The sequence below is a fragment of the Bacillus sp. DU-106 genome (assembly GCF_004799705.1).
GTDB lineage: Bacteria > Bacillota > Bacilli > Bacillales > Bacillaceae_G > Bacillus_A > Bacillus_A cereus.
Window position 1 is genome coordinate 1580253 of the sequence record NZ_CP026607.1, and the last position, 24286, is coordinate 1604538.

Below are 24286 nucleotides of genomic sequence, written 5' to 3' on the forward strand. Positions count from 1 at the left end.
GGACGGGTGTGTTTAAATGGAAAAGATGAAAAATGTTATCCAATCGTTAAAAACGTGGCATAAGTTAGTAATCGGTGCTGCGCTTTTAGCGATTGTAACAGGAGCACTTTTATACTTCACCTTGCCAGATAAATATGTTGTTGTATATCAAAATTTAAATGATGCAGATAAACAAGAGATTACAGCAGAATTATCGAAGTTAGGTGTCGATTACCAATTAGCGGCCGATGGTTCAATTCGTGTGCAAAAGAATGATGCTCCATGGGTTCGAAAAGAAATGAATGGGATGGGCTTACCGTTTAATTCGAAAAGCGGTGAAGAAATTTTATTAGAAAGCTCTCTCGGTTCAAGTGAACAAGATAAAAAAATGAAGCAAATTGTCGGTACGAAGAAGCAATTGGAACAAGATATTGTAAGAAACTTTGCGACAGTTGAAACGGCAAATGTTCAAATTACATTGCCTGAAAAAGAGACGATTTTTGATGAAGAAAAAGCGAAAGGAACAGCGGCGATTACGGTTGGAGTGAAACGTGGACAATTGTTAACGGCTGATCAAGTTGCAGGTATACAGCAAATGATTAGTGCAGCGGTTCCTGGTGTGAAAGCAGAAGAAGTAAGTGTTATTGATAGTAAAAAAGGTGTTATCTCAAAAGGAGCAGATGAAGCACATTCTAGTAGTTCCTCTTCTTATGAGAAAGAAGTAGAGATGCAGCACCAACTTGAAGGTAAATTAAAGCAAGATATTGATGCAACGTTAATGACGATGTTTAAACCGAATGAATATAAAGTGAATACGAAAGTATCTGTAAACTACGATGAAGTTACACGTCAGTCAGAGAAGTATGGTGATAAAGGTGTACTTCGTAGTAAACAAGAGCAAGAAGAAAGCTCTACTGCGCAAGAAGGGGCAGATACGAAGCAAGGTGCTGGTATTACAGCGAACGGTGAAGTGCCAAACTACGGTACGAACAATAATCAAAATGGTAAAGTTGTCTACGATAATAAAAATGGCAACAAAATCGAAAACTATGAAATAGATAAAACAGTTGAAACAATTAAGAAACACCCAGAATTAACGAAAACGAATGTTGTTGTATGGGTAGATAATGATACGTTAGTAAAACGAAGAATTGATATGACAACTTTTAAAGAAGCAATCGGAACAGCGGCAGGACTTCAAGCTGATCCGAACGGTAACTTTATAAATGGTCAAGTTAACGTTGTAACTGTTCAGTTCGATCAGCCGAAAGCTGAAAAAGAGAAAGAGCCAGAAAAAAGTGGTATGAACTGGTGGTTATTCGGTGGAATTACAGCTGGCTTATTAGCAATCGGTGGTCTAGTATGGTTCTTATTAGCAAGACGTAAGAGAAAGAAAGAAGAAGAGGAATATGAAGAATACTTAGCAGAAGATGAAATTGCTGCAAGTAATGAAAGTATCTTGGAAATTCCTGAAGAAAAAATAGTGCCAGAGCCAAAACCTGAACCAGAAGAACCGAAAGAACCAACGTTAGATGAACAAGTGCAGGATGCTACGAAAGAACATGTAGAAGGTACTGCAAAAGTAATTAAAAAATGGTTAAACGGACAGTAAGGGAGGAACAACGATGTTAGATGAAATCTCCTCCAAAGAAAAAGCTGCCATCCTCATTCGTACATTAGACGAAGGGGTGGCAGCAAAAGTCATTGAATATATGACAGCTGAGGAAAAAGAAGTATTACTTCGTGAAATTGCGAAGTTTCGTGTATATAAACCAGAAACGTTAGAGAATGTACTAGGAGAGTTCTTATATGAACTAAATGTAAAAGAATTGAACTTAGTCACTCCAGATAAAGAGTATATTCGTCGTATATTTAAAAACATGCCAGAAGACGAACTGGAAAAATTATTGGAAGACCTTTGGTATAACAAAGATAATCCATTTGAATTCTTAAATTCACTTACAGATTTAGAACCACTTCTTACAGTGCTTAATGATGAGTCACCACAAACAATTGCAATTATCGCTTCTTATATTAAACCGCAACTTGCGTCTCAATTAATTGAGAGATTGCCAGATCATAAGCGAGTAGAAACGGTAATGGGTATTGCGAAACTAGAACAAGTTGATGGTGAATTAATTAATCAAATTGGTGAGTTGTTAAAAACGAAATTAAATAATATGGCATTTAGTGCAATTAATAAAACTGATGGCTTGAAAACAATCGTAAACATTTTAAATAATGTTTCACGAGGTGTTGAAAAAACAGTCTTTCAAAAACTGGATGAAGTCGATTATGAGTTATCTGAGAAAATTAAAGAAAATATGTTTGTCTTTGAAGACTTACTTGGTCTTGAAGATCTTGCGCTTCGCCGTGTATTAGAAGAAATTACAGATAACGGTGTTCTTGCGAAAGCACTTAAAATTGCAAAAGAAGAAATTAAAGAGAAATTATTTACATGTATGTCTTCAAACCGTAAAGAGATGATTCTAGAAGAATTAGATGGCTTAGGACCGCTTAAGATGACGGATGCTGAAAAAGCGCAGCAAACGATCACTGGTACAGTGAAAAAGCTAGAGAAAGAAGGAAGAATTATCGTTCAAAGAGGTGAAGAGGATGTCCTTATTTAAAAACAGAATTCCGAAGAATTCTGTTTCTTTTTCTGAAGAAACGTATGAATTACAATTTCCAAAACCAGCTTCAGTCCAAATAGAAGAGGAAGAATTACAAGCAGATCATGCAGAGCTTCGCGCCCAGCAAGAATCATTACATATGGAAATGAATCAGCTAAGGCAAGAGCAGCAAATGCTAGAACGAGAGCGTCAGCAGTTATTACAAGATAAAGAACAATTTCAAATGCATATTCATGAACAAATGGAACAGATGGAAGCAGCGCGTGTGCAGTTTCAAAAAGAACAACAAGAAATAGCATATGAATGGACAGAGTTATTATGGGATCAATCATTTCATTTAGCAGAAAAAATCGTGAATCAAGCGGTAGATTCACGATTGCTTGATGTGCTACCTATTTTAACTGGCATCGTGCAAACATTGCCAACTTCGTTTGAAAAATTAATCATTACAGTACATCCAGAAACGTTTGAACGTATTCAAGAAGAGAAGGAGAATACGAAAGAATATTGGTTACTACAATTAGTAGAATGGAAATATGATTTCTCCCTGCAGTTTGGTGAATTTGTTCTGGAAGAAGAGAAAGAGTTCTTTGAATTTAAATTTGCACCTATATTTGCGAAACTTCGTCAGAAATGGGAAGAAGAGAAGTTATTTGAGGAGCAAAATGTATGAGCCGCCTGTTAATGAATGAGAACGAAAAATGGAATAAGTTCATTGAAACACCGCTGTATACGAAAGTAGGCAAAGTTCATAGTGTACAAGAACAGTTTTTCGTAGCAAAAGGGCCGAAAGCGAAGATCGGAGATGTTTGCTTCGTTGGAGAACATAACGTCTTATGTGAAGTGATTGCCATTGAAAAAGAAAATAATATGCTACTTCCATTTGAACAGACAGAAAAAGTATGTTATGGAGATTCAGTGACACTAGTTTCAGAAGATGTTGTTGTACCACGTGGTAATCACTTGCTCGGAAAAGTGTTAAGTGCAAATGGTGAAGTGTTAAATGAGGAAGCTGAAAACATTCCATTACAGAAAATAAAACTAGATGCACCGCCTATACATGCATTTGAACGTGAAGAGATTACCGATGTATTTGAAACAGGAATAAAATCAATTGATTCTATGCTAACAATTGGTATTGGTCAAAAGATTGGTATTTTTGCTGGGTCAGGTGTTGGTAAATCAACTTTACTTGGAATGATAGCAAAAAATGCAAAAGCTGATATAAACGTTATTAGTTTAGTAGGAGAACGTGGCCGGGAAGTAAAAGACTTTATTCGAAAAGAGTTAGGCGAGGAAGGTATGCGAAAAAGCGTCGTTGTTGTAGCGACGTCAGATGAAAGTCATCTTATGCAACTTCGTGCAGCGAAACTCGCAACGTCTATTGCTGAATACTTCCGTGATCAAGGTAATAACGTATTACTTATGATGGACTCTGTTACTCGTTTTGCCGATGCACGAAGAAGTGTTGATATTGCTGTTAAAGAGTTACCGATTGGTGGTAAAACACTATTAATGGAAAGTTATATGAAGAAGCTGTTAGAGCGGTCCGGTAAAACACAAAAGGGATCTATAACAGGTATTTATACGGTGCTTGTTGATGGGGACGATTTAAATGGTCCTGTACCAGATTTAGCACGTGGTATTTTAGATGGACATATCGTATTAAAGCGTGAGCTTGCAACGCTTAGTCATTATCCTGCAATTTCAGTATTAGATTCAGTAAGTAGGATTATGGAAGAAATCGTTTCACCACATCATTGGCAACTTGCAAATGAAATGAGAAAGATTTTATCAATTTATAAAGAAAATGAATTGTATTTTAAGTTAGGAACGATTCAAGAAAATGAAGAAAATGCTTATATTTTTGAATGTAAAAATAAAGTAGAAGGCATAAATACATTTTTAAAGCAAGGCCGATCGGATAGTTTCCCATTTGATGATATCGTTGAAGCGATACACCATATAGTATAAGGCCTCTGCCCAAGAGGTCTTATTTTTTTGTTTTTTAATATTTCACAGATTTTTTTGGAAAAAAACTATATAATAGAAAAAGAGAACGTTATAATAGGAAGGGGCTATGAAAACAGGTGGATAAACAGCAGTACGACACAATAAAATTGCAAATAAATCAAGAAAAAGAGCATATTTTAAAAGAAGTGTATGAATTAACAGCTGAAAAAAGAAAAATAGAACAGAAAAAAGAATATGATTTATATGTTGTGAAATCGCGTAGTAAAGTTGTACAAACTGGGCAACGTATTATGGCTGGCATGCTTTCTTCACATACGTTTTCACCTGAAAGAATAGAAGAATGGAATCGAAAAATTAAAAAAACAGAAGGTTTTATTCAAAAAAATGAAAGCCTTTTAGAGCAAGTAAAAGAAAAAGAACGTGTCATTGATGAGATGTATCAAGAAGATTGCAGAAAGCTTGCGAAAGCACAAGAAAAGCTGGAAGAAAAAATGCTTCTGGATTTGAAAATGTGTATGAATGGATGAGGTGAATGTAGTGATACAGTCTGTATTACCGGTGCAACAAAGTTTACCTCCGCAAAAAGAAAAAGGGCTAGAAGTACAATCGAAAAATGAAGATTCTTCATTCGATCGTACGATGAGAATCGAAAATAAAAAGCAGCCGAAAACGGAGAAAACGAAACGAGAAGAAGCACCAAAAGAAGAGAAAAAAGAATATAACCTTTCTAAACCATCGGTAACGAAAGAAGAACCAATTGTAAAGAAAGAAGAAAAAAAAGAGACAGAACAGTTGTTATTAGCTGTATCTGAGCAAATGGTTGCAATTGAGCAATTACATGTGCAGCCGGAATTGTTATATCAATACATACAAAAAATACAAGAGCTATATAAAGAATATGGCAATATTAAACTTAATGAATTACCTGCAGCTGAATTACAACAATTACAAGAACTTCTTTCAAATATGAATATCAAAAACGCTATATGTTTAGAAGATACAATGCAAATGGTATTAGACAAAATGAAGATGCCAGAGCAAACGATGCAAGCATTGAAGGTTGTAGAAACAGAAACTTGTAATATTGCAAAGGAACAAGAAGAGTCTAAAGAGGTAGATCTTCCGAAACTTGAGAGCGATGATGCAAAGGTAGAGTTGCCAGAAGTTGATGCATTAAACGACTCGAGCTCTGCAGGTGCAGAATTATTAAATAAAACGACGAGTACCGAACAAGTAGGGAAATCAAATAGTGGTGCTGAGAAAGTTTCATTACCTGACTTAGGAAAGAAAATGGAAGCGCAAGTAGAAGCGCTGCAAAAATTTGTAGTGAAACAAGAACGTGTTTTATTCCAGTTAAATCCAGAAAAACTTGGTACATTAACAGTGTTTATGAAAAAACACGGAGATCAAATTGACGTTCACGTAGAAATGGAAAAACACGATGCGAAAAAACGTGTTGAAATCATTTTTGATGAATTGAGATTAAAGTTAAAAGAAAAAGAAATCAATATTCAAATTAGCTATTCAGATAAAGATGAAAATCGTAAAGAACAGCGAGAACAAGAGCAAAGGCAAAAACAAAAATTAGCAAAAACAAATCATGAAAAACAACAATCAACAGAATTTGCGGGATTATTGGAGGAATAAAGCGTGCCAACAGTTGGATTAAATACAACGAGTATAAATCATATTCCGTTACAAGCAGGAGCGCAAAAAAGTAATGTACCTGTTAATGGTGTACAATCGCCAGTGCAACAAAGTAATGGAGTTTCGGCAGGAGCGCAAAAGACTCCTGGGGTAATGGGGAAAGATGATTTCCTAAAATTATTTTTATCAAGTTTCCAACATCAAGATCCATTTAATGCGATGGATATGAATCAAATGATGAATCAGACAGCGCAGTTATCTCTTATGGAACAAGTACAGAATATGACGAAAGCAGTAGATAAGCTGCAATCAACGATGTATTCAACAGCACTTGATGGTGGAATGAAGTTTTTAGGGAAATACGTAAGAGGTGTTGACGGCGAAGGAAACAAAGTAACTGGTCAAGTAGAGACAGTTCGCCTTGCAGAAAATAACGATGTGCAGCTCGTTATTAATAATAAAGTTGTATCTCTTCGTTTCGTTGAGAGAGTGTCTGATAAACCGATTGGAGAAACGAATCCAGAAGACGCAAAGAAAGACGATCAAAAAGTAACTGAAGAAGTAAAAACTACAAATTCATAAGGAGTGTCCATACGTTATGATTAAAGCGTTATATACAAGTATTACAGGAATGAATGCAACACAAAATGCATTAAGTGTAACTTCAAATAATATTGCCAATGCACAAACAGTAGGTTATAAAAAACAAAAAGCAATGTTTGATGATTTACTATATAACAATTCGATTGGTGCAAAAGGTGACGGTAAATACGCCGGAACAAATCCGAAAAGTATTGGTAACGGTGTGAAAATGAGTGGTACGGTTACGGATTATAGTGATGGCACAATTACGTTAACAGGTGGTAAAACACAAGCGGCAATGGAAGGTAATGGTTTCTTCGTTGTGGGTGATTCAAAAGGCGGAAATATGGAATTTACTCGTAAAGGTACGTTTGGGATATCTTCAGATTACTATATTACGAATACTGAAGGTCAATACGTATTTGCATACCCTGCAAATGAGGCAACTGGTGAAGTTGATTTATCTGGAATTCCAGGACCGTTGCAAATTCCAATGGGAACAGCAATTGGTGGTATTCGAACATCGAAAGGGACAATTAAAGGGAATATTCCAACTGGTGAAAAACAAATTACACAAGATTTACCTGTATATGATAATGCGGGGAATACATGGACAATGCGTGTAGAGTTTAAACAAACGAGTGAACATAACTATACATATAAAGTACAAATGCGTAATGACTCGAAAAAAGAAACAGGGTTTAAAGATGTTCCAGGTGCAGGTGGTAATATGACATTTGATGCTGTCGGAAATCCAAATCCGAAAGAGCAAGGAGCCAATATTCCATTTGACGGTGGCTCTATAAGATTAGACTTAAGTCATTTAACAAATCATCCAACAGATAAAACATTATCAGTAACAGACGTAGATGGTAGAGCAGCAGCGACGGTTAAAGATTGCTTCATTGCTGACGGTGGATACGTAATGGTAAAATATTCTGATGGAAGTATGAAATCTGCAGGTCAATTAGCTGTTGCGATGTTCCCGAACGAAGGCGGACTAATGAAAACAGGTAATGGTAACTATACAGCAACGAATACAACAGGTATTTTAGCTCTTGGTGCATCTGGTCAAAACGGTGCAGGTAAAGTACGCGGTGGTGCACAAGAAGGTGCAAACGTAGATTTATCTGTAGAATTCGTTGACTTAATGTTATACCAACGCGGATTCCAAGGAAATGCGAAAGTAATTAAAGTTTCAGATGAAGTATTAAATGAAGTTGTAAACTTAATTCGATAATATATCGCATGGAAAAAATGTAATGGAGTAGAAAGGGTTTTTTATTCGTATGACAAGACAAGAGCGAATTTTACAATTGCCTTTTTTCGAAAATAAACGTGAACTTGCCGAGCAAGTATTAAAAATAGAACGAGAAGAGCATGTATATTTACCAGATCAATTTGAAATTAAGCAAGTGCCTCCGTATTCATTTGGTGAAAAACAAGCAATCATTGGCCGTATCCATGAGTTTTATTTCATAAGTGTTGGTAGCGATAGCGTTTGGAAGTATCAACTGTTTAAGGATGAGATGAAGTGTCGTGAGTTTTTTGTTATGTTGCCAAATATTACGGATCAGCAAATAGCGTTTTGGTTTAATAACATAGAGTTATTGAAAGGTTCTTAAAAGCACTTTTTAGGTTTTGAGAGAGGACCTGGCGATGTTTTGGAGCGGTTAGTGCCTAATAGAGTCCCGACCGATGTGTAAGACCAGAGATATGTAGAGTTACTAGAGTAGTATGGTAGTGTAAGAAGTGGTAATATAAAAGAGTTTTAAGTTAATTTAAGGTAGTTGTAGTATACAATTAGACTGAATTTCTATAAAAGGAGAGGTGAGGAGGATGGCGCAAAATAAGTATCGCGTTACATTCATTTCGCCGAGTGAGGTTGAGCAGCGGACTGTAATGGCGGCGAATAGTTTGCCAGATTTAATTCGTAAAGTAGAAAGTATTATCGCAGATCCAAACGGTTATTTTGTGAATGATAAAAAAAATAATTGTTATTTTAAAGTGATTAAAGAAAATGTTACGTTTATTCAATATGAGTTACTATTTTCGGATAAGGAAATTCATATTGAAAAATTAAAACATATAGCACCGGTAGTATTAAAGCGATTATTCGAAAAAATAAATGACCCGGAATTATATGCACTCGCGCTACTTGATGTTGATATAGCAACGAAAGAATATGTGCTAGCAGAAATGAATTCTGAGCTGAGAATAAGAGTAGAGACCGAGCTTTCGAAAAAATGGGAAGCAATGCCGACGGAAATTGTAGGAGCACAAGAAGTGTTATTAGAGGCACTTGCTGCGTTTATACAAGATTAATTGTTTTTTAATAAAATGAATCGTTCGACTATCTATATTTTTTATATAGGTAGTTGACTTTTTCTCTTTTATAAAGCTTAATAATTAGATATACGGAATTAATGGAAGGGGAGCGACACCTTTATGTCACAAGCACAAAGTATTTTATTAGAAAGCGGAACAAATGAATTAGAGATTGTTACGTACACTGTTGGTGAAAACCTATTTAGTATTAATGTAATGAAAGTACGTGAAATCATTAATCCATTTCCTGTTACAACTGTGCCAGAATCTCATCATGCAGTTGAAGGTGTTGTTCAAGTACGTGGTGAAATTTTACCTGTTATTAACTTGGCAATGGCTCTTAATTTAAAGTCAACAAAGCCACTTGATCAAACGAAATTTATCATCTCAGAATTAAACCAAATGAAAGTTATTTTCCGCGTTGATGAAGTGCATCGTATTCAACGTATTTCGTGGGAACAAATTGATGAACCAGCTTCATTATCTATGGGACTAGAAGAAACGACATCTGGTATTGTAAAACTAGATGGAAAAATCATCTTATTATTAGATTATGAAAAAATTGTATGTGAAATTAGCGGCACTGGTTATGACAATAAATCAATTGCAGGGTTAGAACAAAAAACAGATCGAGCTGAAAAAGTAATTTACATTGCAGAAGATTCAGCGATGCTTCGTCAAATATTAGAAGAAACATTATCATCAGCTGGATATACGAAAATGAACTTCTTCAGCAATGGTGCAGAAGCGTTAGCGCAAATTGAAAAATTAGCGAAAGAGCAAGGAGAGAAAATGTTTGAACATATTCACTTGCTAATTACCGATATTGAAATGCCAAAAATGGATGGACATCATTTAACGAAAGTGGTTAAGGATAGTGAAGTAATGAATCGTTTACCAGTCATTATTTTCTCTTCATTAATTACAAATGAATTATTCCATAAAGGTGAAGCTGTAGGAGCAAATGCTCAAGTAAGTAAGCCAGATATTCAAGAGCTAATTGGTTTAGTTGATAAGTTAGTGCTTTAAAAGCTTCTATTTAGCCGGAATAGAAGCTCTAGCTAAGTGTTGAGCAGTCAGTGCTTAATAGAGCCCTATGCGATGTTGAGACCAGAGATATGGAGTGGTTATAGGTAAGTAGAAGAGCTGGCGTATAACATTTTTCTATTTAGTAGGAATAGAGGAACTACTTATGTAAGGAAGTTTTCAGTGCTTAATAGAGTTTCATGCGATGTGAGTTCAGAGGTATGAAGTAGTTTTAGGTAAGAAGAAGTGAGACTTTGATTGAGGATTTGAAGACTGGGTTTATAACTCTATTCTGTTAGAGAGAGGAAGGAATTAGCCAATGCTACATATGGCTAATTCCTTTTTAGTATTCTATACTTTAAGCTGGTAGAAAAATGAAAGGTTTCTTGGGTGTTTGTCGCTGTATGTGTGAATAATCTTTATTTAGAGATTTTTGATTTTAAAATATAAGCAAACGTATTTTCGATTGTTATTTTAGTAATATTTCGTGGTAACGCAAATTTTTTCGGTGAAAAAACATTCAAAATACCATATAATATAATTAAATGTAATTAATATGCAATTTTGCATATTAATAAAAAACATTTTCCAAATTTTTATACTTTCTATACATTTTTGTATGTTTATTATTTGACAGATAATTTCGAACTGTTATAATATGGATATGTAAAAATTGCTATTTTCTTAAAAGACATGGGAGTCAGATGAGAATTGTGAAAGGATGAGGGGGAGTGGCACAGATTATGTATCACCACACAGCAATTAATGTATTAGGTCTTTTGCAAAACATGTCAAATAATAAAATGAACGATATGCAACTAGAGGTGGAATTTAAAAAAATAGAAAAAGAATTCCAAGTAAAGTATGAAGAATTAGTTGATTTACATAATAGAATGGTATTATTTCAAATAGATATAGAAAAAAATGGCGGGATGCGAGCATATGAAAAATCAGCAATTACATGGCTGAAGTCTGAACTAGAGCTACTGTATGAAGTGTATCAATTTTGTCAACGTCACGGTTTAAACATTTTAAGTATTTCAAAATACGTAAGTAAAAATGAACTAAATCTTTTTCCAAAAACAGAAAGTCAATTGCAAAATACGTATTATAAATTAAAAAAACGTGAAATAGCGTTTGAAAATATTGAAAAACAAAAACCAGGACGAAAGCGGAAATATATACCAGTAAAAGAGGCAATCGTTGCAAGAAAACAAGGAAATGAGTACGAATTAAAAGAAGAAATCCAGCATAAAGAGGATGAAAAAAATCTTGTAACAGTTATATCTGGTATCGTTGATAACTTTGAAACAATTAATCAATGTAGTGAAAGGAAAGAAGACGAACTACATCAGTTTATGGAAGGTATTTATAAGCTTTCTAGCATGGCAGCAGGGCGTTCTAGAGAAGCAAAGAATACACGTAGCTTAGAAGGTGAATTGCAGTCGTTACAACTAGAAAATGAAAGGCTAAAACGAGAGAAAGAAGAGCTTGTACAAGATATTAAAGGTATGACGCAGCTTTTAATTCATTTCATTACAAGTTCTGATATCGATCAAATTCGTAAATTACCAACTTTCGTACAAGATTGTAAAATGGAATTACATAAACTTGGGCTATATAATGCACAAGACGGAAAAATGAAAATAATGGTTGACCGTAGCGGACAAGTTATGACGGTAACACAGTAATAAAATTTGGGTACAAAATAAAAGGGAGATACATAGTTTATATGTATTTCCCTTTTGTTTTGTATGGAATCGTTCCAAAAATGGAAGATTAATTTTTATGATTGTAGTAGTTTAAAGACCATTTTCGGAATTTGGTTCGCTTGTGAAACCATACTAATTGCAACTTCAGTCAATAATTTGAACTTTAAAAAATCACTCATCTCCTGCGCCATGTCTGCATCTTCAATTCGTGATGCAGCATCTGTTAACGCCATACTTTGGTTATTTAAATTTTCAATATTAAACTGTAAACGATTTATCATTGCACCAAGGTCGGCACGATGAATTGACACACTTTGCAAAGCCTCTTCAATTTTACGGATTGCCGCTCTTGCTTCTTGTTCTGTTGAAATCTTGATGTCATGTTGTGTAGGGGAAGGGGGAATAGATTTTGATATATGTACCGTATGACCGATATCGTCTAATGTAATAGGGCGGTTTGGAACGTCAAATACGGATAAATCATTAAACTTAGTCGTCTCGCCAATATAGCCAATTTGTTCTGTTAAAGATTGAAACTCTTTATTCAGCGAATGACGGTTTTTATTTGAATTTGTACCGTTTGAGGATTGAACGGCCAAATCACGCATACGCTGTAAAATATTCGTCACAGTTTGAAGTGCAGCTTCCGCTGTACGAAGCATCGATAGTGCATCTTCATTATTACGAATCGCCACGCGCATACCACTTGCTCGCGCGTGCATACGAGTCACAATTGCAACATTCGCTGGATTATCAGAAGCAGTATTTAACTTCTTACCAGTCGCCAAATGCTCCATCGCCACATTCATATGCTTCTCATTCTCATACAACGACTGCCTAGCATTCATACTCAAAACATTCGTACCAATACGCATAATAGACACCCCTTATAGATTGATATAGTTAGTGTTCTAAAGCTAATAAAAGGTCATGAAAAGATAAAAGGCTTATGCTTATTTGCTATTTGTGTTTTAGCATAAGAGGGGATCAAGATAAGCACTGACCGCTTCTATGCATGGCAGATACTCTCTTTCACATAAAAAAGAAAGTTTTATAAATAATCTATCTATATAGAAAAAATAAACCTCTCCGCAAGCAGAGAGGTTTATTCAGGAAACTAACTCAAATGGCTTATTGTAATAATTTAGAAACCATTTGTGGAGTTTGGTTTGCTTGAGAAAGCATGCTGATTCCAGCTTCGTTCAAGATTTTGAACTTAGTCATTTCAGACATTTCTTTCGCCATGTCAGCGTCTTCGATTTGAGAAGCAGCTGAAGCCATAGAAGAAGATTGGCTCTTCAGGTTGTTTACGTTAAAGTCAAGACGGTTTAATGTAGCACCTAGAGTTGCACGGTTAGAAGCAATGTTTTTTAATGCTGTATCGATCGATGCAATTGCACCAGAAGCATTAGCTTTAAGATCTGTAGTCTCAAGTTTTGTTAAAGTAGCAAATTCTTTACCTAAGTTTTGTGCTGCAACTTTTGATCCAGCATCATCTGCTTTAGTGTAGGCATCTAATTTTGCTTCGATTTTTTTCACATCATCTGCAGACATGAAAGATTTAACCTTTTCAAATTCTTTCATAGTAGCATTTACTTGTGGATCAAGATCCGCTTTAGTGGCATCTGTTGTTTTTCCAAGAGTGTCAAATGATGTTGCAGTAGCTTCATATACTGTTTTTTCTACTTTATCAGTTCCAATAGATAAAGTAGAAAGTCCTAATTCTTTAGTAGACACATTAGATAAGTTGATGTTAATTTGCTTACTTGTATCAGCATTATCTAATGTTTGAACTGCGATAGTTTTATTTGAACCATCTAATAATTTTTTATCATTGAACTCAGTGTTTGTAGAAATATAATCGATTTGTTCTTTTAATGCATCAAACTCTTTGTTTAATGCAGCTTGGTTTTCGTTAGTATTTGTACCATTTGCAGATTGGTTTGCAAGGTCACGCATACGAAGTAAGATATTAGATACTGAGTTCATTGCTGAATCAGCAGTACGGATTAATGAAATACCGTCTTGAGTGTTGTTAGCTGCTACTCCTAATCCGCTTTCACGAGCACGCATACGAGTTGCGATTGCAAGACCTGCTGCATCGTCAGAAGCGTTGTTGATACGTTTACCGCTTGATAAACGGTCCATAGCGTTGCTCATTTTAGCTTGGTTTTGGCGCATGTACTCTTGAGTACGCATGCTGTTAATGTTTGTATTAATTCTCATGTTAAGAAACCCCCATTTTTTTATATTGACTTTTCTGCAAATTGAAAAACGGTAATATGCGAAAAAATCAATTTCGAGATTTATTGTAATCCTTGCCACAACGGGTGTCAACTAAAAATTCGAATTAATAAATATAAAAAAATAACAGTTTAACAATATATTCATTTTTTTATTACATAATTATTAAAAGGATTATTGCAAACTTTAAAAAAAAACTCTAATATTAGATTATCTTTGTTTACCGAAAAGGTGATATTATGATAGTTGGAAATATAGTAAAAGAAGTGCTTGCATATAAAAAAGGACAAATTCAGCAAAAGCTAAGTAGTCCACAAGCATTTGTTAGTAGTCGTTTTCAAGAGAAATTGCAGAGTGAACCTGCGAAGGAGACGAAGGCTACTACGCAGCCGGCAAAAATAGAAGATATGAGTCAGCCGGTACAATCTACGAAAATAGAAACGGTTGTTAATAAGCCGGAACAATCTATTAATAAAGTAGATGAAGCGAGTAAGCCTGAAGAAAAGGGTGAAACGAAGAAAGCAGATGAAGTGCAAGTTGCGCAAAAAGAGTTTGAACGACGTTTCCCAGAAACGAAAAATGAGGCTGCTGATACGTGGGAATTAACGAAGAAGTATAATATTCAAAAAATACGTTCTTCTAATGAAGGGAAGTATGAGGATATTATTGATCGAGTAAGTCGTACATACGGAATTCCAAAAACGTTAATTCAAAAAATGATTGAAGTAGAGTCTAATTTTAATCCGAAAACGGTGTCACATGCCGGTGCGATGGGACTTATGCAGCTTATGCCAGCGAATGTGAAGGAGATGGGTGTGAAGAATCCCTTTTCACCAGCTGAAAGTATTGAAGGTGGCGTGAAAGAGTTAAGCGGTTATTTAAAGAAAAATAACGGCGACTTAGTATTGGCGCTTGCTTCTTATAATGCTGGTCCTGGTAATGTGAGAAAGTACGGAGGCGTACCGCCATTTAAAGAAACGCAAGGATATATTAAAAAAATATTAAATATCGACGTTTCAAAATAAGAAGTTTCATATATAGAGAGAACATGAAATTTTCGTGAACATGATATGGGAGTTGGCTAGATTTGAAATTACAAGATGATATTCCGTTAACAATTTATTTTGAAATCGGAAATACGAAAAAGAAAATTGAAGATCTGCTTCATATTACGAAAGGTACATTGTATCGTCTTGAAAATTCAACGAAAAATACGGTGCGTCTTATGCTTGAGAATGAAGAGATTGGAACCGGAAAGATTTTGACGAAGAATGGAAAGATGTACGTTGAAATCGTTGAATTGAAAAGGTAGGGAAGGGGATTGTCATGAGTGGCGAAAAATTAAGCCAAGAGCAAATTGATGCCCTGCTGAAGGCGGTAAATGAAGGCGAGGAAATGCCAGCTTTCGCACAAGAAGCAGGAAAGCAAGAGAAATTTCAAGAGTATGATTTTAATAGACCAGAGAAGTTCGGTGTTGAGCATTTACGTAGTTTGCAAGCGATTGCTTCTACGTTTGGAAAACAGACGTCACAGACGTTATCAGCGCGTATGCGTATTCCAATTGAACTAGAGCCTTCAACAGTTGAGCAAGTTCCATTTACGAGTGAGTATGTGGAGAAAATGCCGAAAGATTATTATTTATATTGCGTAATTGATCTCGGTTTACCAGAGCTTGGAGAAATTGTTATTGAGATTGATTTAGCATTCGTTATTTATATTCATGAATGTTGGCTTGGCGGAGATAGTAAGCGTAACTTTACGATGCGCAGACCGTTAACAGCGTTTGAGTTTTTAACGCTTGATAATATATTCTTGCTTCTTTGTAAAAATTTAGAGCAATCATTTGAAAGTGTTGTTGCGATTGAACCGAAATTTGTAACGACGGAAACAGATCCGAATGCATTAAAGATTACGACAGCGAGCGATATCATTTCATTACTTAACGTAAATATGAAAACAGATTTTTGGAATACGACGGTGCGTATCGGAATTCCATTCTTATCTGTTGAAGAAATTATGGATAAGTTAACGTCTGAAAATATTGTCGAACATTCTTCAGATAAACGTAAAAAGTATACGTCTGAAGTGGAAATGAAAGTAAATCAAGTGTACAAACCTGTTCACGTTGCAATTGGTGAGCAGAAAATGACAATGAGTGAAATTGAACAAATTGAAGAAGGCGATATTATTCCGCTTCATACGAAAGTTTCGGATGAATTACTTGGTTATGTAGATGGAAAGCATAAATTTAATTGTTTTATTGGAAAAGATGGAACGCGTAAGGCGCTCCTATTTAAAAGTTTTGTAGAGTAGGAGGATCCATATGAAGCATGAAGTATCTCCTGTGTCATTAATGGGATTAGAAGATTTTGCAGGAAAGCGAAATGAAGCAGGTAAAGCACATATTGATACTGTTTCAGATATTTCGATTGAACTTGGTGTAAAGCTTGGAAAGTCATCTATTACGCTTGGTGATGTGAAGCAGTTAAAAGTTGGCGATGTTCTTGAAGTAGAGAAAAACTTAGGACATAAAGTAGATGTGTATTTAAGTAATATGAAAGTCGGCATCGGTGAAGCAATCGTAATGGACGAGAAATTCGGTATTATCATTTCTGAAATTGAAGCTGATAAGAAACAAGCGGCGCTTATGAAAGCGCAAAGTCAAATGCAAGATAAAGAGTAGAGGAGGAGTCATATGTCGTATATGACGACCTTATTTCAAGTCGTTTTACTGTTTGGTGCGCTCGGTTACGGTGCATATTATATGACGAAAAAGACGCGCAAACAGCAGTTTTTTAAGCAGGGTGAAAATGGCCATATACAAGTAAAAGACGGCGTTTATTTAAATCATCAAACGAGTGCCTTTTTATTTGAAGTGGACGGCAAGCAAGTGTTCACTGTTATTAGTAATAACGGTGTACAGTCTGTGCAATTAACCGGAACAGGAAATCAGTTTCAACAAGCACTAGAAGACGCGGTGAAGAGTGAAACGAAAAAAGTAGAGGATCCATCATGAGAATAAAGAAACAGTTATCATTATTAGCCGTTATTTTCGTATTTTCTATCGTTTTTTCAATTATTTTTGTAAATCCAGCGTATGCAGCCCCGAACGGTTTTATTAATTTCGAAAATGGAAAAGAGTTTACGAGTAATTCAAGTGTACAACTATTTGCGCTCGTTACCCTTTTATCATTATCATCTTCTATCGTTCTATTATTTACACATTTTACTTATTTTATGATCGTTCTAGGGATTACACGTCAAGGACTTGGGGTAATGAATTTACCACCAAACCAAGTGCTTGTTGGACTTGCATTATTTTTATCACTCTTTACGATGCAGCCTGTACTTGGGCAACTGAAGAGTGATGTGTGGGATCCGATGACGAAAGAGAAAATAACAGTAAGTCAAGCTGCGGAAACGACAGCTCCTATTATGAAAGAATATATGTCAAAGCATACGTATAAGCATGATTTAAAAATGATGTTGAAAGTACGCGGAGAAGAGTTGCCGAAAGATTTAAAGGATCTTTCACTATTTACGCTCGTACCATCCTTTACGTTAACGCAAATTCAAAAAGGTTTACTAACAGGGATGTTCATTTATTTAGCGTTTGTATTTATAGATTTGATTATTAGTACACTTTTAATGTACCTCGGGATGATGATGGTACCGCCGATGATTTTAAGTTTACCGTTTAAAATACTCGTTTTCGTATATTTAGGTGGATATACAAAAATCGTCGACATTATGTTTAAAACGGTCGCCTGAAGCGTTTGATGCTATGTGATAGGAGTCATATAAATGAATACGTCACCAATTATAGATATTTTTCAAACCTTTTTTTATAAAGGGGTTATGATTTTAATGCCGGTTGCCGGCGTAAGTATGATTGTCGTTATTATCATCGCTGTCATTATGGCGATGATGCAAATTCAAGAGCAAACGCTGACGTTTTTACCGAAAATGGCGAGTATCGTCCTCGTTATTATCATTTTAGGTCCGTGGATGTTCCAAGAGTTAACGACGCTTATTTTAGATTTATTTGATAAAATCCCATCGCTATTGCGTTCGTACTAAGATAGGTGAACTGAAATGAATATGGAATTATGGGCGGCGACGTTTTTTGCGTTTTGCCGCATTACTTCATTTTTATATTTTTTACCGTTTTTCTCAGGACGATCCATTCCAGCTATGGCGAAGGTTACATTTGGGCTCGGTCTGTCGATTACAGTTGCCGATCAAGTTGATGTTTCTCACATAAAGACGGTTTGGGATGTAGCTGCTTATGCAGCGACGCAAATTGTAATTGGATTATCTCTTTCAAAAATTGTAGAAATGCTGTGGAACATTCCGAAAATGGCTGGACATATTTTAGACTTTGATATCGGTTTATCACAGGCAAGTTTGTTTGATGTGAATGCAGGATCACAGTCTACTTTACTTTCAACACTTTTTGATATGTTCTTCCTCATTATTTTTATTTCACTTGGCGGCATTAATTATTTCGTTGCCACTATTTTAAAGTCGTTTCAATATACAGAGGCGATTTCAAAATTGCTGACGACTAGTTTTTTAGATAGTCTACTCGCAACGCTATTATTTGCGATCACATCAGCGGTTGAAATTGCTCTGCCGCTGATGGGAAGTTTATTCATCATTAACTTTGTTCTAATTTTAATTGCAAAAAACGCTCCGCAATTAAACGTTTTTATGAATGCATACGTAATTAAAATTACATGTGGTATTTTGTTTATTGCGATGAGTGTACCGATGCTCGGTTATGTGTTTAAAAATATGACGGATGTATTACTTGAAGAATATACGAAACTATTTAACTTTTTCTTAACGAAGTAGGGGGACGCGCATGGCAAAGGATAATAAAACAGAAAAGGCCACCCCGCAGAAGCGTAAAAAATCGCGTGAAGAAGGGAATATTGCCCGGAGTAAAGATTTAAATAATTTATTTTCCATTCTCGTATTAGCAGTTGTCGTTTATTTCTTCGGAGATTGGCTAGGGTATGAGATTGCGAATTCCGTAGCGGTGCTGTTTGATCAAATTGGAAAAAATACAGATTCAACCGAGTATTTTTATTTAATGGGGATTTTATTACTGAAAGTATCGGCTCCGATATTAATACTCGTATACGCTTTTCATTTATTCAATTATATGATTCAAGTCGGTTTCCTATTTTCTTCTAAAGTCATTAAACCGAAGGCGTCACGTATTAATCCGAAAAACTATTTTACGAGACTGTTTAGTCGTAAAAGTTTAGTTGATATTTTGAAATCACTATTTTATATGGGATTAATCGGTTACGTCGCTTATGTTCTTTTTAAAAAGAATTTAGAGAAAATCGTCAGTATGATTGGATTTAACTGGACTGCATCACTTACTGAAATTATTAGGGAAATTAAATTTATTTTCTTAGCAATTTTAATTATTTTAATCGTTCTTTCTATTATTGATTTTATTTATCAAAAATGGGAGTACGAACAAGATATTAAGATGAAAAAAGAAGAAGTGAAACAAGAGCATAAAGATAATGAAGGGGACCCGCAAGTAAAAGGGAAACGAAAAAACTTTATGCATGCAATCTTGCAAGGAACAATTGCGAAGAAGATGGATGGCGCAACATTTATTGTAAATAACCCGACTCATATTTCGGTCGTACTTCGTTACAATAAACACGTTGATGCAGCACCAATTGTCGTTGCAAAAGGGGAAGATGAGCTCGCATTATATATACGAACGCTTGCCCGTGAACAAGAAATACCAATGGTGGAAAACCGTCCGCTTGCTCGTTCTTTATATTATCAAGTCGAGGAAGATGAGGCGATTCCAGAAGATTTATATGTAGCTGTAATTGAAGTTATGCGCTATTTAATTCAGACGAATGAACTTGAAGTATAATAGCGCGTTTGGAGGAGATCTCTTTGTTTAAGATAGATTCTGCAAGAACCTATTTTTCTATCTTTTTAGCAGCGTCATTCGTAGTGGCGCTCTTAATTCCACTTCCACCATTTATACTTGATATTATTATCGTTTTTCTACTAAGTATGTCAGTGCTTATTTATATGCGAGCGACAAGTATTAACGAGTGGGATGAATTAAAGTCATTTCCAACGATGTTGTTATTAATCGGGATTTTCCGCGTATCGATTAACGTTTCGACGACGCGAGCGATTTTGACAGATGGAAATGCCGGTCATGTTATTGAAGAGTTCGGCCAGTTCGTAATTGGCGGAAACTTATTAATTGGTATCGTTATTTTTACAGTATTAATCATATTCCAGTTTATCGTTGCAAACGGTGCATCTCGTACAGCTGAAGTAGCAGCTCGTTTTACACTTGATTCTTTACCAGGGAAACAAATGTCTATCGATGCTGATTTAAACCAGCGTATTATTTCAGAAAAAGATGCACAAGCAAAACGTAAAAAATTAAATATGGAAACAGAGTTTTACGGAGCGATGGATGGTGCCGGGAAGTTCATTAAAGGGGACGTTATTTTCGGGATTGTCATTTTATTTGTAAACATTATTTTCGGTTTAATTGTCGGAATGATGCAGCAAGGAATGAGCTTTGCAGATGCAGCTCTTCATTATACACAGTTAACTGTCGGTGACGGAATCGTAAACCAAATCGGTTCATTAATGCTTGCAATTTCAACAGGTATTATCGTAACGCGTGTATTTGACGGCTCACCGGATACAGTAACAGAAGGTATCTTTAAAGAGTTATTAGCGCATGAAGTCGTTGTATATGCGCTCGGTGGTTTATTTATCGCAATGGGTATTTTTACTCCGCTACCGTTTCTACCATTCGCACTCGTTGGCGGAACAATTATCCTCTTAGGCATTCGTAATAAAAATCGAATAAAGAAAGAAAAAGAAGACGAGCTTCAAAAAGAAATAGAAATGATCCAAGGCGAAGATGAGCAACTGCAACAAGTAGAAGATTCATTTGGAGTATTTACAGATAAATATCCAATTATAGTAGAACTCGGTTTAGATTTAGCAGCACTTGTAAAGCAGAAAATTAACGGAGAAACAGCTCGTGATAAAGTTGTTCTTATGAGGAAGTCAATTATTACTGACCTCGGTATTAATGTTCCTGGAATTAACTTTAAAGATAATACGAGTTTTAGACCACGCGGACGTTACATTATTCGAATTAAAGGTGCGAAGGCGGCTGAAGGTGTTTTAAAATCAGGTTATTTATTAGCACTGAAAACACCAAACGTAATGGCTGATTTAGATGCAGAGCCAGCGAAAGATCCAATTTTCGGTGAAGATGGGTATTGGATTTTAGAGCATATGGTGCAAGATGCACAAATGAAAGGCTATCAAGTGTTAGAGCCACTTAGCATATTAATTACACATTTAGATGTTGTCGTTAGACGTAATCTTCACGAATTAATTCAGCGCCAACATGTAAAAGACTTAATTAACTCACTTGAAAATGATAATGGCGTTCTATTAGAAGAGATTAAGAAGAAAGAAATTGATTTATCACTCGTTCAAAATGTTATTAAACAACTTCTAAAAGAAGGTATTTCTATTCGTGATTTACCAACCATTATTGAAGGTATTATTGACGGCAAAGAAATTTATCAAAACCACGTTGATGGTGTGACATCATTTGTTCGTGAATGTATTTCAAAAGTTATTTGTGAAAATGCGAAAAATCCGGACGGAAAAATATATGCAGCGCTCTTCTCTGATTCAATTGAGTTAGATGCAGATGTTGTGAATAATTCATATCAAGGTTACTTATTAAACTGGGATTTAGATTTAGAAACACGTGTCGTTGAGCAAGTGCAGCGTGTCTTTAAACAAGCACGTTTAATGGGAAGAGAACCAGTGTTATTAACACGTAGAAAAGATTTTAGATTTGCGATTGTAAGACTGCTAGAACGTTATCAAGTGGAAGCACAAGTACTTTGTATTAGCGAATTAGCACCAGAAATTGTTGTGGATCAAATTGCCTATATTGAATAGTAGGGGGTGAAGTAATGGAAAGTACAGAAAAGAAAGAAGCGTTAATGCGAATAAAAGCAGCTTCGAAAAATGAATTGTATCGAAAGTTATTTGACCAATATGGTACAGATTATTATTACGTTGTCGATGAAAGTGTAAAACGAAATATACCGTTTTTTTGGAAAAAGGATTATGAAATGTTAGTTGCATTTCCAGAAGAAAAACAGGAAGAAGTGAATGAAGGTACAGCTCAATTTCATGAACAATTAATGGATGTTGTGAATGATCCTTCAGAACAAATTGTGAAGGCGAATGGAATTCAATCAGTACTGCACAATTTAGAAAACGTAACGACTTCTATGTCATACGCGGCGATGCAAACAGGAAATAGTGAAGAATGGGCAAGAAAAAAAGAGAAACTATTAAAGCTGTTTGAAAAAGGAATCGTCGTTGTGAAACCGATGAAAGAAACGGAAGTAACGAAAGTAACGAAAAAGAAAAAAGTTGTGAAACAAGTCGTTCCAGTAAAGAAAGAAGAAGTAGCTCCAAAGAAAGAAAATCAAGAATCTGTACCGTTTATTATTCAAAAAGTAATTCGGATGCTAGAACAAAACGATGTGGAACAATATTTCATTCATGCATATGCTGAAAAGTTAAAAATAAAGTTTGAAAATGCAACGATGATTACGGAAGAAGAAGTTATCAGGTACATATTGGAAGATATGAAATCTCATTTTAATACGGAAAACGTCTTTGAAAAAGAAGTACAAACAATTGCATTAATCGGTCCAACTGGCGTTGGTAAAACGACGACACTGGCGAAAATGGCATGGCAATTTCACGGTAAGAAAAAAACAGTTGGTTTTATAACGACCGATCATTCGCGCATAGGGACAGTGCAGCAATTGCAAGATAACGTAAAGACAATTGGATCTGAAGTAATTGCTGTGCGTGATGAAGCTGCAATGACAAGAGCGCTTACGTATTTTAAAGAAGAAGCACGCGTCGATTATATTTTAATTGATACAGCAGGGAAAAATTATCGTACGTCAGAAACAGTGGAAGAAATGATTGAAACGATGGGACAAGTAGAACCAGATTATATTTGTTTAACGTTATCAGCTTCTATGAAAAGTAAAGATATGATTGAAATCATTACAAACTTTAAAGATATTCATATAGATGGTATTGTGTTTACGAAATTTGATGAAACAGCAAGTAGTGGCGAATTGTTGAAAATTCCAGCAGTATCATCAGCTCCTATTGTATTAATGACAGATGGCCAAGACATAAAGAAAAATATACATATCGCTACAGCTGAACATTTAGCAAAACAAATGTTACAAACATCGTAGAAAAGAGGTGAAGAATAAGGCGCTTGCCTTATTCAAACGAATATGAACGGTCTTTATATAGGTTCTATGGGCATGATGAATTACATGCAGCGCATTAATGTTCATTCGAATAACGTTGCAAATGCTCAAACGACAGGATTTAAAGCAGAAAATATGACGTCTAAAGTATTTGATGTACAAGACACATATCGCCGCGGAGATGGGGCGGTAACAAATATCGGTTCGGTCGATTACGCTGTAGTACCAGCTGCAACGCATGTGAATTTAGTACAAGGAAATATACAAATGACAAATAGCGCTACAGATTTCTTTTTAGATGACGGCGCGGCCGGTACAACATCATTTTTTGTTACTTCTAAAAATGATGAAACGTTTTTAACGAGAGATGGTAGTTTCACATTAAATAGTGATCGATATTTACAAACATCTTCAGGTGCTTTCGTAATGGGAGAGAATAATGAGCGTATTCGTATTCCAGAAGGAGCAAAGGTTGCTGTACAAGCAGACGGTACATTATATGATGAAGTAACACAAAATAATATTGCTCGTTTGCAAACAAAAACAGTAGATGCAGAAACGAATGCACGTCTCGTGCAACGTGAAAACAAAAGCTTTACACTAGCAGAAGGAAACATTGCTAATTTACCGAACGGAACAGGAATAGTAAAAAATCATATGCTAGAAAATTCAAATGTAGATATGACGAAAGAGATGGCAGATCTTATGACAGATCAAAAGATGATTCAAGCATCACAGCGCGTTATGACTTCATTTGATAAAATTTATGAAAAAGAAGCGAATGAAATATTGAGATAGTGGACTC

26 protein-coding genes are annotated in these 24286 nt (G+C 35.4%); 24 read left to right on the forward strand and 2 right to left on the reverse strand.

From position 1 onward, the window contains the following. Positions 1 to 16: 16 nt before the first annotated feature. The 12 genes from C3Y97_RS08200 (at position 17) to C3Y97_RS08260 (ending at position 11860) form a co-directional block, all read left to right on the forward strand. Positions 17 to 1591 (forward strand): flagellar M-ring protein FliF C-terminal domain-containing protein, encoded by a 1575-nt coding sequence (locus tag C3Y97_RS08200; protein WP_000413931.1) that lies wholly within the window; start codon positions 17 to 19, stop codon positions 1589 to 1591. A 13-nt stretch (positions 1592 to 1604) separates the two neighbouring features. Beyond that, on the forward strand, positions 1605 to 2609 hold the full coding sequence (gene fliG, locus C3Y97_RS08205; protein ID WP_000883356.1) for a flagellar motor switch protein FliG: 1005 nt from the start codon (positions 1605 to 1607) through the stop codon (positions 2607 to 2609). Beyond that, positions 2596 to 3285 (forward strand): FliH/SctL family protein, encoded by a 690-nt coding sequence (locus C3Y97_RS08210; RefSeq protein ID WP_000051695.1) that lies wholly within the window; start codon positions 2596 to 2598, stop codon positions 3283 to 3285. Before fliG ends, C3Y97_RS08210 begins: the two co-directional genes overlap by 14 nt. After that, positions 3282 to 4586 (forward strand): flagellar protein export ATPase FliI, encoded by a 1305-nt coding sequence (locus tag C3Y97_RS08215; RefSeq protein WP_000088690.1) that lies wholly within the window; start codon positions 3282 to 3284, stop codon positions 4584 to 4586. Before C3Y97_RS08210 ends, C3Y97_RS08215 begins: the two co-directional genes overlap by 4 nt. A 116-nt stretch (positions 4587 to 4702) precedes the next feature. Further along, the gene (locus C3Y97_RS08220) at positions 4703 to 5113 is read left to right on the forward strand and encodes a hypothetical protein (protein WP_000360859.1); all 411 of its coding nucleotides are present in this window, start codon (positions 4703 to 4705) and stop codon (positions 5111 to 5113) included. Between the two features lie 10 nt (positions 5114 to 5123). Next, positions 5124 to 6233, forward strand: a complete 1110-nt coding sequence (locus C3Y97_RS08225) for a flagellar hook-length control protein FliK (protein WP_136363732.1) — start codon at positions 5124 to 5126, stop codon at positions 6231 to 6233. A 3-nt stretch (positions 6234 to 6236) separates the two neighbouring features. Then, on the forward strand, positions 6237 to 6815 hold the full coding sequence (locus tag C3Y97_RS08230; RefSeq protein ID WP_136363262.1) for a flagellar hook assembly protein FlgD: 579 nt from the start codon (positions 6237 to 6239) through the stop codon (positions 6813 to 6815). A 16-nt stretch (positions 6816 to 6831) separates the two neighbouring features. After that, entirely contained in the window at positions 6832 to 8055 is a 1224-nt protein-coding gene (locus C3Y97_RS08235) for a flagellar hook protein FlgE (RefSeq protein ID WP_136363264.1), read from the forward strand. A gap of 49 nt (positions 8056 to 8104) precedes the next feature. Then, entirely contained in the window at positions 8105 to 8440 is a 336-nt protein-coding gene (locus tag C3Y97_RS08240) for a DUF3964 family protein (protein ID WP_000198166.1), read from the forward strand. A 214-nt stretch (positions 8441 to 8654) separates the two neighbouring features. Then, positions 8655 to 9140 carry a LysR family transcriptional regulator gene (locus C3Y97_RS08245; protein WP_121868181.1) on the forward strand — a complete coding sequence of 162 codons (486 nt, stop codon included), beginning with the start codon at positions 8655 to 8657 and terminating at the stop codon, positions 9138 to 9140. A gap of 123 nt (positions 9141 to 9263) precedes the next feature. Next, positions 9264 to 10172 carry a chemotaxis protein gene (locus C3Y97_RS08250; RefSeq protein WP_000075943.1) on the forward strand — a complete coding sequence of 303 codons (909 nt, stop codon included), beginning with the start codon at positions 9264 to 9266 and terminating at the stop codon, positions 10170 to 10172. 740 nt (positions 10173 to 10912) lie between these two features. After that, positions 10913 to 11860: a DNA-binding domain-containing protein gene (locus C3Y97_RS08260; RefSeq protein ID WP_071740377.1), complete on the forward strand. Its 948-nt coding sequence runs from the start codon at positions 10913 to 10915 to the stop codon at positions 11858 to 11860. Positions 11861 to 11955: 95 nt separating this feature from the next. On the opposite strand, the gene C3Y97_RS08265 is transcribed toward C3Y97_RS08260, so the two are convergent. Further along, positions 11956 to 12756, reverse strand: coding sequence for a flagellin N-terminal helical domain-containing protein (locus C3Y97_RS08265; RefSeq protein ID WP_121868182.1), 801 nt, complete (start codon positions 12754 to 12756; stop codon positions 11956 to 11958). A gap of 256 nt (positions 12757 to 13012) precedes the next feature. Continuing rightward, complete coding sequence (locus tag C3Y97_RS08270) at positions 13013 to 14107, reverse strand: flagellin N-terminal helical domain-containing protein (RefSeq protein WP_121868183.1); 1095 nt, start codon at positions 14105 to 14107, stop codon at positions 13013 to 13015. Positions 14108 to 14364: 257 nt separating this feature from the next. Between C3Y97_RS08270 and C3Y97_RS08275 the strand changes: the two genes are divergently transcribed. From C3Y97_RS08275 to C3Y97_RS08330, 12 genes are all read left to right on the forward strand, one after another. After that, positions 14365 to 15150 (forward strand): lytic transglycosylase domain-containing protein, encoded by a 786-nt coding sequence (locus tag C3Y97_RS08275; RefSeq protein WP_048538194.1) that lies wholly within the window; start codon positions 14365 to 14367, stop codon positions 15148 to 15150. A gap of 62 nt (positions 15151 to 15212) precedes the next feature. Then, positions 15213 to 15437 carry a flagellar motor switch protein FliN gene (locus tag C3Y97_RS08280; RefSeq protein WP_000775712.1) on the forward strand — a complete coding sequence of 75 codons (225 nt, stop codon included), beginning with the start codon at positions 15213 to 15215 and terminating at the stop codon, positions 15435 to 15437. Between the two features lie 14 nt (positions 15438 to 15451). Beyond that, positions 15452 to 16438: a flagellar motor switch protein FliM gene (gene fliM, locus C3Y97_RS08285; protein WP_000012356.1), complete on the forward strand. Its 987-nt coding sequence runs from the start codon at positions 15452 to 15454 to the stop codon at positions 16436 to 16438. 10 nt (positions 16439 to 16448) lie between these two features. Further along, complete coding sequence (gene fliN, locus C3Y97_RS08290; protein WP_000680010.1) at positions 16449 to 16808, forward strand: flagellar motor switch protein FliN; 360 nt, start codon at positions 16449 to 16451, stop codon at positions 16806 to 16808. A gap of 12 nt (positions 16809 to 16820) precedes the next feature. Further along, entirely contained in the window at positions 16821 to 17141 is a 321-nt protein-coding gene (locus C3Y97_RS08295) for a hypothetical protein (RefSeq protein ID WP_000121176.1), read from the forward strand. Continuing rightward, a complete protein-coding gene (locus C3Y97_RS08300) occupies positions 17138 to 17896 on the forward strand; it encodes a flagellar type III secretion system pore protein FliP (RefSeq protein ID WP_001220582.1) in 759 nt (252 codons plus the stop codon). Before C3Y97_RS08295 ends, C3Y97_RS08300 begins: the two co-directional genes overlap by 4 nt. A 33-nt stretch (positions 17897 to 17929) precedes the next feature. Further along, complete coding sequence (locus tag C3Y97_RS08305) at positions 17930 to 18205, forward strand: flagellar biosynthetic protein FliQ (RefSeq protein WP_001098085.1); 276 nt, start codon at positions 17930 to 17932, stop codon at positions 18203 to 18205. A 15-nt stretch (positions 18206 to 18220) separates the two neighbouring features. Next, on the forward strand, positions 18221 to 18982 hold the full coding sequence (locus tag C3Y97_RS08310) for a flagellar biosynthetic protein FliR (protein ID WP_001055706.1): 762 nt from the start codon (positions 18221 to 18223) through the stop codon (positions 18980 to 18982). A 10-nt stretch (positions 18983 to 18992) separates the two neighbouring features. Then, the gene (flhB, locus tag C3Y97_RS08315; protein WP_001030110.1) at positions 18993 to 20039 is read left to right on the forward strand and encodes a flagellar type III secretion system protein FlhB; all 1047 of its coding nucleotides are present in this window, start codon (positions 18993 to 18995) and stop codon (positions 20037 to 20039) included. Positions 20040 to 20062: 23 nt separating this feature from the next. Next, positions 20063 to 22129 (forward strand): flagellar biosynthesis protein FlhA, encoded by a 2067-nt coding sequence (flhA, locus tag C3Y97_RS08320; RefSeq protein ID WP_000472537.1) that lies wholly within the window; start codon positions 20063 to 20065, stop codon positions 22127 to 22129. 14 nt (positions 22130 to 22143) lie between these two features. Further along, entirely contained in the window at positions 22144 to 23463 is a 1320-nt protein-coding gene (gene flhF, locus C3Y97_RS08325) for a flagellar biosynthesis GTPase FlhF (RefSeq protein ID WP_000446171.1), read from the forward strand. 42 nt (positions 23464 to 23505) lie between these two features. Then, a complete protein-coding gene (locus tag C3Y97_RS08330) occupies positions 23506 to 24279 on the forward strand; it encodes a flagellar basal-body rod protein FlgG (RefSeq protein WP_001013934.1) in 774 nt (257 codons plus the stop codon). The last annotated feature ends 7 nt before the right edge of the window (positions 24280 to 24286 follow it).